Origin of the sequence: Cupriavidus taiwanensis LMG 19424, from assembly GCF_000069785.1 — a bacterium.
Taxonomy (GTDB): Bacteria; Pseudomonadota; Gammaproteobacteria; order Burkholderiales; family Burkholderiaceae; genus Cupriavidus; species Cupriavidus taiwanensis.
Map to the genome: position 1 here is coordinate 2,993,972 of NC_010528.1, position 15,061 is coordinate 3,009,032.

General features: G+C 68.0%; 12 protein-coding genes. 10 read left to right on the forward strand and 2 right to left on the reverse strand.

Going from position 1 to position 15,061, the window contains the following annotated elements:
• The first annotated feature begins 29 nt into the window (after positions 1-29).
• From RALTA_RS13755 to RALTA_RS13765, 3 genes are all read left to right on the forward strand, one after another.
• The gene (locus RALTA_RS13755) at positions 30-944 is read left to right on the forward strand and encodes an amidohydrolase family protein (protein ID WP_012354043.1); all 915 of its coding nucleotides are present in this window, start codon (positions 30-32) and stop codon (positions 942-944) included.
• 102 nt (positions 945-1,046) lie between these two features.
• Positions 1,047-2,489 (forward strand): UbiD family decarboxylase, encoded by a 1,443-nt coding sequence (locus RALTA_RS13760; RefSeq protein WP_012354044.1) that lies wholly within the window; start codon positions 1,047-1,049, stop codon positions 2,487-2,489.
• Between the two features lie 237 nt (positions 2,490-2,726).
• Positions 2,727-4,118, forward strand: a complete 1,392-nt coding sequence (locus tag RALTA_RS13765) for a nucleobase:cation symporter-2 family protein (RefSeq protein ID WP_012354045.1) — start codon at positions 2,727-2,729, stop codon at positions 4,116-4,118.
• 5 nt (positions 4,119-4,123) lie between these two features.
• Here RALTA_RS13765 and RALTA_RS13770 read toward each other — a convergent pair whose 3' ends face one another.
• On the reverse strand, positions 4,124-5,029 hold the full coding sequence (locus tag RALTA_RS13770) for a LysR family transcriptional regulator (RefSeq protein WP_041232214.1): 906 nt from the start codon (positions 5,027-5,029) through the stop codon (positions 4,124-4,126).
• Positions 5,030-5,273: 244 nt separating this feature from the next.
• Here RALTA_RS13770 and RALTA_RS13775 point away from each other — a divergent pair, with 244 nt between their 5' ends.
• The 5 genes from RALTA_RS13775 to RALTA_RS13795 are packed head-to-tail and all read left to right on the forward strand — an operon-like array spanning position 5,274 to position 10,688.
• Positions 5,274-6,146 carry an FAD binding domain-containing protein gene (locus tag RALTA_RS13775; protein ID WP_012354047.1) on the forward strand — a complete coding sequence of 291 codons (873 nt, stop codon included), beginning with the start codon at positions 5,274-5,276 and terminating at the stop codon, positions 6,144-6,146.
• Positions 6,134-6,646, forward strand: coding sequence for a (2Fe-2S)-binding protein (locus RALTA_RS13780; protein ID WP_012354048.1), 513 nt, complete (start codon positions 6,134-6,136; stop codon positions 6,644-6,646). The genes RALTA_RS13775 and RALTA_RS13780 overlap by 13 nt, the downstream gene beginning before the upstream one ends.
• On the forward strand, positions 6,646-8,934 hold the full coding sequence (locus RALTA_RS13785) for a xanthine dehydrogenase family protein molybdopterin-binding subunit (protein WP_081479480.1): 2,289 nt from the start codon (positions 6,646-6,648) through the stop codon (positions 8,932-8,934). The genes RALTA_RS13780 and RALTA_RS13785 overlap by 1 nt, the downstream gene beginning before the upstream one ends.
• The gene (locus RALTA_RS13790) at positions 8,931-9,527 is read left to right on the forward strand and encodes a UbiX family flavin prenyltransferase (RefSeq protein ID WP_012354050.1); all 597 of its coding nucleotides are present in this window, start codon (positions 8,931-8,933) and stop codon (positions 9,525-9,527) included. Before RALTA_RS13785 ends, RALTA_RS13790 begins: the two co-directional genes overlap by 4 nt.
• 54 nt (positions 9,528-9,581) lie before the next feature.
• Entirely contained in the window at positions 9,582-10,688 is a 1,107-nt protein-coding gene (locus RALTA_RS13795) for a CobW family GTP-binding protein (protein WP_012354051.1), read from the forward strand.
• Between the two features lie 31 nt (positions 10,689-10,719).
• On the opposite strand, the gene RALTA_RS13800 is transcribed toward RALTA_RS13795, so the two are convergent.
• Positions 10,720-11,727 carry an AraC family transcriptional regulator gene (locus RALTA_RS13800; RefSeq protein WP_012354052.1) on the reverse strand — a complete coding sequence of 336 codons (1,008 nt, stop codon included), beginning with the start codon at positions 11,725-11,727 and terminating at the stop codon, positions 10,720-10,722.
• A 520-nt stretch (positions 11,728-12,247) separates the two neighbouring features.
• Here RALTA_RS13800 and RALTA_RS13805 point away from each other — a divergent pair.
• Positions 12,248-13,597 (forward strand): nucleobase:cation symporter-2 family protein, encoded by a 1,350-nt coding sequence (locus tag RALTA_RS13805; RefSeq protein ID WP_012354053.1) that lies wholly within the window; start codon positions 12,248-12,250, stop codon positions 13,595-13,597.
• Positions 13,598-13,601: 4 nt separating this feature from the next.
• Positions 13,602-15,005, forward strand: coding sequence for an amidohydrolase family protein (locus tag RALTA_RS13810; RefSeq protein ID WP_012354054.1), 1,404 nt, complete (start codon positions 13,602-13,604; stop codon positions 15,003-15,005).
• Positions 15,006-15,061 lie beyond the last annotated feature (56 nt).

Here is a 15,061-nt window from a genome sequence, read left to right on the forward strand (position 1 = left end):
CCAACGACAACGGACTCCGGAGCACCCACATGATTATCGACACCCACCTGCACCCGACCAACCTGGTCGACGAAGCCTGGCGCCACACCGGCGAGCCCTTCAACGGCGAGCGCATGCTCAAGATGATGGACGGCCCCTACATGATCAACGGCAAGCCGCGCCGCATCGACATGGGCTTTATCCAGCCGCCGCCGGGCAACACCGGCTACCGCGACGGCAACCGCCGCGGCCGCGAAGGCATCCGCGACTACATGGCGTATATCGCCGAGCTGTGCCAGAAATACCCTGACCGCTTTATCGGCAACTTCACCTTCAACCCGCGCTGGGGCCCGGAAGAAGGCGCGCTGGAGCTGGAATTCCACGTCAAGGAGTACGGCTTCAAGATGCTGAAGCTGCATGCCAACATGCACGGCTACCGGCCAGACCGCGCGCTGGACTGGCTGCGCCCGGCGATGAAGGTCTGCGCCAAGTACAACGTCGTGGTGCTGATCCACACCGGCGACGGCCCATACACGATTCCGACGATGTTCTATCCGATCATCCGCGAATTCCCGATGGTCAATTTCATCATCGGGCATTTCGGTATCCAGACCGGCGGCAACTATTCGTTCGAGGCGTTCTGGATGGCCATGGACACGCCCAACGTGTACTGCGAATCGGGCTGGTGCTTCCAGTCGCGCATCGTCGAGTTCGCGCGCCAGCTGCCGCGCGACAAGATCGTGTTTGGCACCGACACGCCGCCCAACGAGCCCGGCATGTGGCTGCGCGAGCTGGAAATGCTGTGCGGCCCCGCGCCGCAGGGCATGGACCTGGACGAGGACGGGCTGGAGGACTACATGGGCAACAACATCGCCCGGCTGGTCGGCATCGAGCCCACGGCGCCGCCCAGGACGCAGGAAGAGGCCCTGGCGCGGCTGAAGGACACCTACGCCAGCACCCGGTAGTCACTAGCTGTTCGGCAGGCAGGCACGGCACGGCGGCCGGGACCATTCCCGGCCGCCGGGGCAGCCTTCGCCCTGGCCCACCCTGACCTCAGGAGCCGATCCATGAACTCACCCTCAGCGCCCTTCGCCGCCGCGACGCCGGCGCGCCAGCCTTTCCATGACACCTCGCAGGACTTCCACCAGTTCCTGGCCGCCTACCGCGAGGCCTTTCCCGAAGACGTGCTGCATATCCGCGAGCCGGTTGGCGCCGACCAGGACCCGACCGCGCTGGTATGGACGCTCGCTGCGCAGGGCCGTCATCCGGCGCTGCTGTTCGACCATGTCGAAGGCCTGGGCACGTCGCTGGCCACCAACCTGTTCGCCTCGCGCGAGCGCGTGGGGCGCATGCTGGGCGGCGTGCCGCCCGCCGGCATCCATGCCGAATACCAGGCCCGCAGCCGCCGCATGGTGGCGCCGCGCGTGCTGGACAGCGGCGCTGTCACCGGCCATGTCGAGACGCAGCACATCGACCTGCGCACGATTCCGGCGATCCGGCACTTCGCCACCGACCGCGGTCCCTATATCACCAACGCGATCCTGATCGCCGAAGACCCCGACAGCGGCATCGGCAACGCCAGCTACCACCGCTCGATGCTGCATTCGCCCACCGAGATCGCCACCAGCCTGCATTCGCGCGGCCACCTGTGGCGCATGCAGCAGCGCGCCGCCGAACTGGGCCGCCCGTTGCCGGTGGCGATGGTGATCGGCGCGCATCCGCTGTTCATGCTGGCGGGCGCCGCGCGGCTGCCGTTCGGCGTGGACGAGCGCCATGTCGCCGGCGGGCTGTTCGGCGCGCCACTGGAAGTGGTACGCACGCCGCGCCACGGCATCCTGGTGCCGGCGCATGCCGAGATCGTGCTGGAAGGCGTGATCGATCCCGAGGCGCGCGTCGACGAAGGCCCGTTCGGCGAGTTCACCGGCTATTCGTCGGACCGCTCGACCAACAACCTGCTGCGCGTGCAGAGCGTGATGCGGCGCACGGACGCGTGGCTGGTCGACGTGGTCGGCGGCAACTCGGCCGAGCACCTGAACCTGGGCCGGATCCCGCGCGAGTCCGAGATGGTGGAAAAGCTGCGCGAGCGCTTCCCCGGCGTCACCGCGGTGCACTACCCCAGCTCCGGCACGCATTTCCACGCCTACGTGGCGCTGCGCCAGAGCCGCCCCGGCGAAGCGCGCCAGGTGATGCTGGGGCTGCTCGGCTGGGACCCGTACCTGAAGACGGTAGTGGCTGTGGATGAAGACGTCGACATCACCCGCGACGAGGAAGTGCTGTGGGCCATGGCCACGCACCTGCAGCCGCACCTGGACGTGGTGGTGGTCGATGGGCTGCCCGGCAGCGCACTGGACCCGTCGGCATCTGGCGTCGGCACGACATCGCGCATGGGGCTGGATGCCACGCGCGGGCCGAGTTTCGACGGCATCCGCGCGCGCATCGATCCCGCCGCGATGGCACGCGCGGCCGCGCTGCTGGCGCGGCTGGAGCGTGCGGCATCGCACGTGCCGTGAGGCGCGGCTCAGGGATAACCCGCTGAAAACGGCGGATTCATCGTTTCACCCGATCGATAAATCCGCCGGGAACGTTGTACCTTCCCTGCGCCGCTGTCATGCTGGATTGACAAGACAGGACAGGCGCGGGCTTCGCACGAGAGGATGGCAGGACCATCCCGCAAGAGGAAGCGCCGGCACCTTGGCGACACGTTAGCGCAATGCGCAACCGGCGTGATACCGACCAAAGGAGACAGCATGAACCCCACCCTGCCTACGCAAGGGAATGCCGCCGTGCATCCCGTCGACGAGGTCCTGCCACCGCCGCGCCTGCTGGCCCTGGGCCTGCAGCATGTGCTGGTGATGTATGCCGGCGCCATTGCCGTGCCGATGATCATCGGCGGCGCCCTCAAGCTGCCCAAGGACCAGGTTGCCTTCCTGATCGCCGCCGACCTGTTCTGCTGCGGCCTGGTGACGATGATCCAGAGCATCGGCATCTGGAAGGTCGGCATCCGCCTGCCGGTGATGATGGGCGTCACCTTCACCGCGATCGCGCCGATCATCGCCACCGGCTCCAATCCGTCGCTGGGGCTGCCGGCGGTGTTCGGCGCGGTGATGGTGGCGGGCGTCTTCACTTGCTTTGCCGCGCCCTATGTCGGCAAGATGGTGCGCTGGTTCCCGCCGGTCGTGACCGGCACCGTGGTGCTGGTGATCGGGATCTCGCTGATGCGGGTCGGCATCAACTGGGCGGCGGGCGGCAACCCCACCCTCAACACCGCGGCCGGTCCGGTGCCCAACCCCAATTTCGGCTTGCCGGTGAACATTGCCATCGCCACCGCGGTGCTGTGCACGGTGCTGGCGCTGGTGGCGTTCGCGCGCGGCTTCCTGTGCAACGTGGCGGTGCTGATCGGCATTGCGGTGGGCTTCGGCATTGCGCTGGCGCTGGGCAAGGTCAGCTTCGACGGCCTGCACGGCGCGCACTGGGTCGAGTTCATCACGCCCTTCCACTTCGGCTGGCCCACCTTCGACGCCATGACCTCGGTCACGCTGTGCGTGGTGATGATCGTGATCATGATCGAAGGCGTGGGGCAGTTCCTGGCGCTGGGCGAGATCGTCGATCGCCCGGTCGACTCCGAAGACCTGGCGCGCGGCCTGCGCGCCGACGGTGTCGGCGCGATGGTGGGGGCGGTATTCAACACCTTCACCTACACCTCGTACGCGCAGAACGTCGGGCTGGTGCAGGTTACCGGCGTGCGCAGCCGCTGGGTCTGCGCCACCGCAGGCGGCATCCTGATCGTGCTGGGCTGCCTGCCCAAGCTGGCCTTCTTCGCGGCATCGATCCCGCAATACGTGCTGGGCGGCGCGGCGCTGGTGATGTTCGGCATGGTCGCGGCCACGGGCGTGCGCATCCTCGGCCATGTGGACTTTGTCGAGAACAAGAAGAACGCCTACATCGTCGCCGTCAGCGTGGCGCTGGGCATGATCCCGCTGGTGTCGGACAAGTTCTTCGCGCAAATGCCCGAGCTGCTGGCCAAGTTCTGCCAGAACGGCATCCTGCTGGGCACGCTGGCCGCGGTGCTGCTGAACCTGTTGTTCAACGCGCGTTCGCCGGCCCCCCGGCCTCACGGGCTGGCCAAGGAGCCGGCATGACCTAGTCAGCCCGCCTCAGTAAGCTTGGCGCGATAACGCATCAGCAGGTCGCGGAAAGCCTGCGCCGGCGGCGACAGCGACCGGTCCGCGTGCACCAGCAGCGAGATCTCGCGGTGGATCACCGGATCGGTCGGCATCACCGTAGCCAGCCCCAGCGCGCCGGTCAGCCGCGTGACCGCGGCGCTCATCACGGCGATGCCCAGCCCGGCGTCGACCATGCCCACCATGGTCAGCGGCAGCAACACCTCGTGCACCCGTTGCAGCGTGATGCCGCGGGCGGCCAGCGCGGTGTCCAGGCAGTCGCGGATCGGGTTGCCCTTGTGCGGCCCGATCACCGGCAGGCCGGCCACGTCCTCCCAGCGCAGCGTCTTGCGCCGGCGCAGCGGATGGTGCGCCGGCATCACGATGACGAAGGCATCGTCCATCAGCCGGTGCGCGCTCAGGTCCGGCTGGCCCTCCGGGATGGTGCCGATGCCGAAGTCGACTTCACCCGAGCTGACCATTTTGGTCACTTCATGCTCGGACACATCGTGCAGCTCCACCTTCACGCCCGGATGGCTGACGCAGAACTCGCGGATCACGCGCGGCAGCATCAGCGCCGCCTGGATCGACGATGCCGCGATCGACACGCGCCCGCGTCCCAGCGTGCGCAGCTCGCTGGAGTTCTCGATCACGCTGTCGATATCGGCCACCGCCTTCTTCACCAGCGGCAGCAGTTCCGCGCCCGCCTGCGTGATGTGCAGCTGGCGCGTGTGGCGGTCGAACAGCTTCAGGCCGAGGTTGGCTTCCAGCTCGTGGATCAGCGCGCTGACCGACGACTGCGACAGGTCCAGCTTTTCGGCGGCGCGGGTGAAGTGGCGCTCCTGCGCCACGGCGATAAACGCGCGCAGCTGGCGCAGCGACACGTTCATGTTGCTGAGGTTGGGCACGTTGTCTACCTCCGGGATCTCGGGGTGCGCGCTCTGCGGCGCGGTGTGCGGCGAAGAGGCAGGGCTTTCGCGGCGCGTCTGATTCAGAGGGTAACACGATCAATTAATCCGTTTGCGGGTCTTTACCGATGAAGTCCGTCCGCCCATGATGGGTTCAACGGCGCGCGCCCCACACCGCCTCGGCAAGTCCGGCAGCCGCCGCCGATGGCACAGACCAGGAGGAGCAATGAGAGCGTTTGAGTATTTCGAACCGGCGACGCTGGCCGAAGCCTCGGCCATGCTGCACCGGTGCGGCGGCAAGGCCAGCGTGCTGGCCGGCGGCACCGATCTGCTGGTGCAGATCAAGGAGTCCGTGCGCAAGCCCGAGCAGGTCATCAATATCAAGAAGATCCCGGGCATGGACGTACTGACCTTCGATCCGGTCAACGGCCTGCGCATCGGCGCGCTGGTGACCACGCGCGCGGTCGAGACCTCGGGCTTCGTGCAGCGCCACTACGCCGGCCTGGCAAAGGCGGTGACCGACTTCGCCTCGATCCAGGTGCGCCATCGCGCGACCGTGGTCGGCAACGTCTGCCGCGCGTCGCCATCGGCGGATTCGATCGCGCCGCTGGTCGCCGACGGCGCCTCGGTGCACCTGTACGGCATGTCCGGCTCGCGCGAGCTGCGCGTCGAGGACTTTGTCACCGGCGTCGGCAAGACCGCCATTGCGCCGGACGAGATCGTCACCCGCATCACCGTGCCGGCGCCGCGCCCCCACACCGGCAAGGTCTACCTCAAGCACGGCCGCCGCGTGCAGATGGAACTGGCCACGGTCGGCGTCGCGGTATCGCTGACGGTCGAGAACAGCCACTGCGCCGACGTCGGCATCGTGCTTGCCGCAGTCGGCCCGACCCCGGTACGCGCCATGCGTGCCGAACAGGTGCTGCGCGGCCAGCGCGTGAGCGACGCCCTGATCCTGCAGGCCGCGCATGCCGCCATGGACGAAGCCCGCCCCATCAGCGACGTGCGTGCCAGCGAAGCCTACCGGCGGCAGATGGTCAGCGTGCTGACCCGCCGCGCCCTGGAACAAGCCCTGGAGTCCGCGACATGCGAAAAATAATCGAACTCGTCATCAATGGCGAGCCGCGCGAGCTGGCGGTCGAGCCGCACAGCACCCTGCTCGACGCCCTGCGCAACGACGCCTGCCTGACCGGCACCAAGAAGGGCTGCGACGTCGGCGAATGCGGCTCGTGCACCGTCATCATCGACGGCAAGACGATGAACAGCTGCCTGGTGCTGGCGCCGGAAGCGCACGGCTGCCACATCACCACCATCGAAGGCGTGCAGCCCGCGCCCGACACCGTGCACCCGCTGCAGGAGCAGTTCATGCGCTGCGGCGCCGCGCAGTGCGGCTTCTGCACGCCGGGCTTCGTGGTGATGGCCAAGGCGCTGCTGGACGAGAACCCGCATCCCACGCGCGACGAAATCCGCTTTGCCATTGCCGGCAATATCTGCCGCTGCACCGGCTACACCAAGATCATCGAGGCCATCGAGCAGACCGCCGCGGGCATGGACCCCGACGGGTACGAACACCGTACCCGCGCCAGCGAGGAGGCATGATGACCCACGCCGTGATCGGACACAGCGTCAAGCGCACCGACCTGCTCGACAAGGTCACCGGCAACGCGAAATACGTTGCCGACATGCCCTTCCCCGGCCTGCTATACGGCAAGATCAAGCGCAGCAACGTCGCCCACGCCCGCATCCGCCGCATCGACACCTCGCGCGCGCTGGCGTTGCCCGGGGTCAGGGCCGTGCTGACGCACGAGAACGTGCCGCGCGTGCTGCATGCCGGCTCGCCGCACCCGAGATCCGCGTCGGTGACCTGCGACCAGTACATTCTGGACTACAAGGTGCGCTACTGGGGCGAGGGTGTGGCCGCGGTGGCGGCGGTCAGCGAAGAGATCGCCGAGCGCGCGCTCGAGCTGATCGAGGTCGAATATGAAACGCTGCCCGCGGTCTTCACCACCGAAGACGCGGAGCGCTCCGACGCGCCGCGCATCCATGACCGAGAGCCCGGCGGCAACCTGGTGCTGCCGCCCGTGATCGTGCAGCGTGGCGACGTGGAGGCCGGCTTTGCCGAAGCCGACTTCATCCTCGAAGGCGTCTACGAGGGCGGCCGTCCCACCCCCGCGTACATGGAGCCCAACGTGCTCACGTGCAGCTGGGACGGCAACGGCAACCTGACGGTGTGGATCTCCACCCAGACCGCCTTCATGGTGCGCGGCATCATGGCCGAGGTGCTGGGACTGCCGCTGCACAAGGTGCGCGTGCTGGTCGACCACATGGGCGGCGGCTTCGGCGCCAAGCAGGACCTGTTCCAGCATGAGTTCCTGTGCGCGCTGCTGGCGCGCGAGACGCGCCGGCCGGTGCGCATGGAGTACACGCGCGAGGAGACCTTCCTCGGAGGCCGCACGCGCCACCCGGCCAGGATCTGGCTGAAGCAGGGCTTCCGCAACGACGGCACCATCACCGCGCGCCAGGCCAGGGTGGTGTTCAACTCCGGCGCCTACGGCTCGCACGGCCCCGGCGTGACCAACGTCGGCACCGCCGCGCTGGTGTCGCTGTACCGCTGCGACAACGTGCTGCTCGAAGGCCGCTGCGTCTACACCAACAGCCCCATCGCCGGCGCTTTCCGTGGCTATGGCGTGGTGCAGACCTACTACGCGCTCGACGTGCAGATGGACGAGGCCGCCGCGCACCTGGGCATGGACCCCGCCGAACTCAAGCTCAGGAACGCCGTGCGCGAAGGCGATATCGCGCCGTCGAACCATCCGCTGATCGGACACGGCCTCGAGGCCTGCATCGAAAAGGGCATGGCACTGCTCGACTGGCCCGCGCTGCGCCGCCGCCCCCGCGACACCACCGGCCCGGTCCGCACCGGCTGGGGCCTGGGGTGCGAGATGCACGGCAGCAGCGCCTATCCCGGCATCAAGGAACAGGGCAACGCCATCATCAAGATGAACGAGGACGGCACCGTGGTACTGCTGACCGGCGCGGCCGGGCTGGGGACCGGTGCGCATACCGCGCTCGCGCAGATCATCGCGGAAGAACTGACCTTGCCATTCGAAGCGGTATCGGTCGTGCACGGCGACACCGACGTGGTCCCCTGGGACATCGGCGCCTTTGCCAGCCACACCACCTACATGGTCGGCAAGGCCGCGCAGATGGCGGCCGGCGAGATCAGGCGCCAGCTGTTCGAGCGCGCCGCGAAGCTGATGGAGTGCGAGCCCGAAGCCCTGACGCTGGCCAACGGCATCATCGCCGTGCGCGACCGCGACGGCCCCACGCTGACGGTGCGCGAGGCGGTGATGCCGCGCAAGGGCATTCCCGCCGCGCAGCTGGTGGGCACCGCCACCTATCACCCGACCAAGTCGTATTCGTTCGCGGCGCATTTTGTCGAAGTCGCGGTCGATACCGAGACCGGCTTCATCACCGTGCGGCAGGTGGTGCCGGTGCACGACGTCGGCAAGGTGATCCACCCGGTGGCGGCGGCGGGCCAGATCGAAGGCGGCATCCAGCAAGGCATCGGCCACACGCTGTACGAGGACTACCAGATCGACATGCGCACCGGCCGCTCGCTCAACGCCAACTTCGTCGACTACAAGATGCCGCTGGCAATGGATATGCCGGAGATCCGCACCGTGATCCTCGAAGCCGCGCCGGATCCCGGTGGCCCGTTCGGTGCCAAGGGCGTGGGCGAAGACCCGATCGTCGCGATCGGGCCGGCGATCGCCAACGCGGTGTTCGATGCCATCGGCGTGCGCTTCCGCCACTACCCCATCAAGCCGGAGCAGGTGCTGCAGGCGCTTGCCGAAAAGGCGGCGCGGGAAGGCAGGCAACCATGACCCATCCGCAACGCCTGGTGGTCGCCATCACCGGCGCCAGCGGCGCGGTGTACGGCGTGCGCATGCTGCAGGCACTGGCGGCGCTGGACGGCTGGGAGACCCACCTGGTCTGCTCGCCGTCCGGCCTGCTCACCGCCCACCATGAACTGGGCCTGCAGCGTCCGCAGATCGAGGCCATGGCCGACGTGGTGCACAACGTGCGCGATATCGGCGCCGCCATCGCCAGCGGCTCGTTCCGCTGCGACGGCATGGTGGTGGCGCCCTGCTCGATGCGCACGCTGGCCGCCATCGCCACCGGGCTGGCCGACAACCTCGTTACGCGCGCCGCCGACGTCATGCTCAAGGAGCGCCGGCGGCTGGTGCTGCTGGCGCGCGAGACGCCCTTCCACCTGGTGCACCTGCGCAACATGACCACGGTGACCGAGATGGGCGCCATCGTGCTGCCGCCGGTGCCGGCCTTCTATGCGCATCCGCAATCGGTGGACGACATCGTCGACCACACCGTGGGGCGCGTGCTGGACCTGTTCGGCGTGCCGCACGACGGGCTGGTGGCACGCTGGCAAGGCCTGCGCCCCCACGTGGCCACCGCTTGACAACGACTTCCGCCTCGCGCCCGCGAGGAACGCAGTACCCAATCAGGAGACAACATGAACGCACCTGCCGTCGCACAACAGCCGCCCATCCCGGTCACCATCCTTACCGGCTTCCTCGGCTCGGGCAAGACGACGCTGCTCAACCACATCCTGACGCAGAAGCACGGCCACCGCATCGCCGTGATCGAGAACGAGTTCGGCGAGGTCGACGTGGACTCCGACCTGGTGATGACCTCGGACGAAGAGATCTACCAGATGACCAACGGCTGCATCTGCTGCGTGGTCGATGTGCGCACGGACCTGGTGCGCATCCTGCAGAAGCTGCTGGAGCGCCCCGAGCGCTTCGACCATATCCTGGTCGAGACCAGCGGCCTGGCCGATCCGACCCCGGTGGCCGCCACCTTCTTCATGGATAACGAAGTCGCCAGGCAGGTCACGCTCGACGGCATCCTGACGCTGGTCGATGCGGTGCATATCGAAAGCCATCTCGACGACCCCCAGCTGACCGGCTTCGACAACCAGGCCGTCGACCAGATTGTCGCGGCCGACCGCGTGATCCTGAACAAGACCGATCTGGTCGACGCCGCGCAGCTCGACCGGCTGGAGGCCCGCATCCACCGCCTGAACGAGGGCGCGCAGATCCTGCGCTCCAATTTCGCGCAGGTGGACCTGGGCAAGATCCTCGGCATCGGCGGATTCACGCCGGGCACGATCCAGGCGGATGCGCACGACGGCCACGCGCACGCGCATGCCAACCCGGATCGTCATCATGACCATGACCACCACGATCATGTCTGCGACGAACACTGCGACCACGCACACGATGACGATGCGCACGGCCACCGCCACGATCCGTCGGTGACCTCGGTCTCGCTGGTGTTCGACCAGCCGTTCGACCGCCAGCGCCTCGAGCACGGCCTGAAGGCGCTGCTGGCCGCGCAGGGCGACGATGTGTTCCGCATGAAGGGGATCGTCGCGGTGGAGGGCGATGACCGCCGCTACGTGCTGCAGGCGGTGCACCGGCTGATGGACTTCCATCCCGCCGAGGCTTGGGGCGCGGAACCGGCGCAGAGCAAGTTCGTGTTCATCGGCCGCCATCTCGACAAGCTGCGGCTGCAGACCCTGCTCAAGGTGTGCCTGCCGGTGGCGCAGGCCGCCTGATCGCGCTGTCGACGGCGGGACTGGCTTGCCGTCAGTCCCGCTGCGATGCTGCCGCGCGCAACGTCTGCGACGGCAGCTCGCCAAACTCGCGCCGGTACTCGCGCGAGAACAGGCTCAGGTGGGTAAAGCCGTGCCGCAGCGCGACCGCGCCGACCATGCCCTTCTCTTGCCGCGCGCGCTGCAGGTCTGCGCGCGCGCCATGCAGCCGCAGCAGCCGCAGGTACTCCATCGGCGTGGTGTTCTTGCTCTTGCGGAAGCCCAGTTGCAGCGTGCGCGCCGACACGCCGCAATGCGCGGCGATCTGCTCCAGCGTCAGCGGCTGGTCCAGGTTGGCGCGCAGGTAGGCAATGGCGTGGCGCACGCAGTCCGGCAGCACCGCCTCGAAGCGGCGCGGCAGCATATTGTCGTCCGCGGCAAAGCGGTCGAGCAGCAGCGTCGACAGCACGATGCGCTCGATGCTGGCATCGACCGCCGGCACGCCGCTGCCTTCGCGCCGCACGCGCGTTTCCGCGCGGAGGTAGCCGACCAGCGCCTGCCAGCGCCCGGCGCGGCCATCGTCCGCCACCGGCTGCATGTCGAATTCAATCGGCGCTGGCGGGTCGAAGCTGAACTGCTGCCGAAACGCCTCTTCGATCAGCTGGCGGCGGATCACCACGCTGAAGCGCTCGCAGCCCGGATCCAGCGACAGCGTGGTCGGCACCGTGGGCGAGAACACGAAGGTCGCGCCCGGCGGCATCAGCATCGCGCCACGCGGGGTCTCCACGCGGCACGTACCGGCCAGCACGGTCTGGATCACGAACTCGTCCTTGTTCGGCTGCGGCTCGATCTGCACCGCCTGGTTGTAGGCGATGGTCACCAGCGTCAACCTGCCGATGGTGCTCGTATCGATGCGCGCATCGAGCGCCGCATCGTCCTCCGCCGCGCGCAGGCGCGTGGGGCCGAACACGCGTCCGGACAGCGACTGGATGCGATCGAGGTCACCGCCGCGAGAGACTGGCGAGCGCGGGGCTGCGGCGGACCATGCTGCGGTGGGTGACATAGCGTTGAATCAGGAAGGGAAAGCGTTACGGCGATGACGCCTGAACATCCGACGTCTTTCTCCCCTCTCCCGCTTGCGGGAGAGGGGCGGGGGAGAGGGCAGGAGCTTGCAATTGCGATGCAGTATCAAAAGCCACCGGCGCAATGGCTCCCAGCCATACATACCACCTCGCTTTTGCACACGCCTGCCCTCTCCCCCAACCCCTCTCCCGCGCGCGGGAGAGGGGAGCAAACAAGCGGACCACGACCAGCGCATCCATCCTATGACCACCCCCGCCCTCACGCAACCCAAGGGAAACCCCTGATCCCCCCGGCGCGCATTTTGCAAGCCCGCTTGCGGCCCGGTGCCAGGGCCTTCGCAATAACGCTATGACGGCATGCCGCGCATCACTACTGTGCATGGCATGCGTGGGCCATGCGCCGCGCATGGCACCGTGACGGACCGAGCCCGGCAACCACAGACCGGGCCAGCCGCCGCCGGCATGGCGCACTTTCCCCAGCACGCGGCAGGAGACAACATCATGCAACCAGCGGTTCATCCCGTCGACCAGATCCTGCCGGCGCGCGCCATGGCGTCGCTCGGTTTCCAGCACATGCTCGTCAGTTACCTCGGCGCCATCGCGGTGCCGATGATCGTCGCCGGCGCGCTCAAGATGACGCCCGCCCAAACCACCATGCTGATCAGCACCGCGCTGTTCACGTCCGGCATCGCCACGCTGCTGCAGACCGTGGGCTTCTGGAAGTTCGGCGTGCGCCTGCCGCTGATGCAGGGCGTGGCGTTCAGTTCCGTGGGGCCGGTCATCGCCATCGGCACCGACCCCACGCTGGGCTTCAACGGCGTCTGCGGCGCCATCATCGCCGCGGGCGTGATCGCGATGTTCCTCGCCCCGGTGATCGGCAAGCTCAAGCGCTTTTTCCCGCCGGTGGTGAGCGGCTGCACCATCACCGCGGTGGGCCTGTCGCTGTTCCCGGTTTCGTTTCACTGGTTTGGAGGCGGAAGGGGCGCGCCGGATTTCGGCGCGCCCATCTTTTTCCTGGTCGCCTTCGGCGTCGTGGCACTGATCCTGCTGATCAACCGGCACGGCGGCGAACTGGTGCGCAACCTGTCGGTGGTGATCGGGCTGCTGGTCGGCGGCGCGGTGGCGTGGATGCTGGGCATGGGCAGCTTCGATGAAGTCGCGCGCGCGCCGTGGTTCACCATGGTGACGCCGTTCGCGTTCGGCATGCCCACCTTCAACATCGGCGCCATCACCACCATGGTGATCGTGATGGTGGTGCAGATGGTGGAATCGATGGGCCTGTTCGTTGCCGTCGGCGACATCGTCAAGCGCCCGCTGACGGAGCGCGACGCCACCCGCGGCCTGCGCGCCAACGGCCTGGCCAGCGCCATCGGCGGCATGTTCGCGGCGTTCCCCTACATCGCCTTCATGGAAAACGTGGGGCTGGTGATCGTTACCGGCGTGCGCAGCCGCTGGGTGGTTGCCACCTGCGGCGTGATGCTTTGCGCGGTGGCGCTGGTGCCCAAGATCGGCGCGCTGTTTGCATCGATCCCCGCCGCGGCGCTGGGCGGTGCCACCATGGTGATGTTCGGCGTGGTCGTCGCCGCCGGCATCAAGACGCTGGGCGAGGTGGACTATGAGCACAACGCCAACAACCTCTCCATCGTCTCCATCACGCTCGGCTGCGCGATGATGCCGGTGATGCTGCCCGGCATGCTGGAGAAACTGCCCGGCTTCCTGCAACCCTTCGTCCACAGCAGCGTGATCATCGCCTGCGTGGTTTCCGTGGTCCTCAACCTGATTCTCAACGGCCTGCCAGCGCGTGAAGCCGACGAGCTGCCCGCCAGTGCCGACAACGTCCAAGGGGTCTGAAAACATGGTGCACAACACCAACGCCACCACCGCGCCGGCCGGCGCCCTGCTGGTCCGCAACGCTGCCGCCGTGATGACCGGCCGTGCCGGCAATGCCGCGCGCGCCGGCGCCGCCGACATCCGCATCCGCGACGGCCGCATCGCCGAGATCGGCGCCGTCCTGCCACGCCACGACGGCGAAGCCGTGCTCGACGCCACGGGCTGCGTGGTCTACCCAGGCTGGGTCAACACCCACCACCACCTGTTCCAGAACCTGCTGAAGGCCGTGCCCAGCGGCATGAACGTCGGGCTCGAGCAATGGCTGGCCGCGGTCGCCTACCCGCGCCTGGCGCGCTTCACCCCCGAAATCTTCCGCACCGCGGTGCGGCTGGGCATGGCCGAGTTGCTGCTCTCCGGCACCACCACTTGCGCCGACCATCACTACCTGTATCACCACGGCCACGGCGCGGAAACCGGCGACGTGCTGTTCGAAGTCGCTGAAGAGCTGGGCATGCGCCTGGTGCTGTGCCGAGGCGGCGCGATCCAGTCGGCCTCCGATCATCCCGGCATGCGCGCCACCGCGCTGGTGCCCGAGACGCTGGACGAAATGCTGGCCGATATCGAGCGCCTGAAAGCCCGCTACCACGACGCCGCCGCCGACGGCCTGCGCCGCGTGGTGGTGGCCCCGACGACCCCAACCTTCTCGCTGCCGCCCGCCCTGCTGCGCGAACTGGCCGCCTTTGGCCGCGGCATGGACCTGCGGCTGCATTCGCACCTGTCCGAGACCGACAACTACGTCAAATTCTGCCGCGAGAAATACCAGTGCACGCCGGTGCAGTTCGTCGCCGACCACGACTGGCTGGGCCCCGACGTCTGGTTCGCGCACCTCGTCACCGTCAACCCGGAGGAAGTCCGCATGCTGGCCGTGACCAACACCGGCATGGCCCATTGCCCCGTCAGCAACGCCCGGCTGGGCAGCGGCATCGCGCCGGTGCGCGCGATGGCAGATGCGGGCGTGCCGATTTCACTCGGCGTCGATGGGGTCGCCTCCAATGAATCGGGCAGCATGGTGCACGAGGCCAACTTCGCCTGGCTGGTGCACCGCGCCCTCGGCGGCGCCGCGCAAACGCGCGTTGAGGAAGTGATTCATTGGGGCACTGCTGGTGGTGCGCAGGTTCTGGGGCTGCCCGGTATCGGGACGCTTGCGCCGGGGCAATCGGCGGACCTGGCAATCTATGACGTCAGCGGGCTGCGGTTCCATGGGTTCCATGACATCGGTACCGCGCCGGTCGCGGCTGGCGAGCCGACGCCGGTCAGGGATGTGCTGGTGCGGGGGCGGCAGGTGGTGCGGGATGGGGCGGTGGTGGGGCTGGATTTGGAGAAGTTGAGGAGGGAGGCGCGGGAGGCGTTGGTGGGGTTGGTGGATTGAGGGGGATTGGTGTCGCTGCTGGAGCAGCAGAGCGAATGCGCTGGGATGCGCTCGGC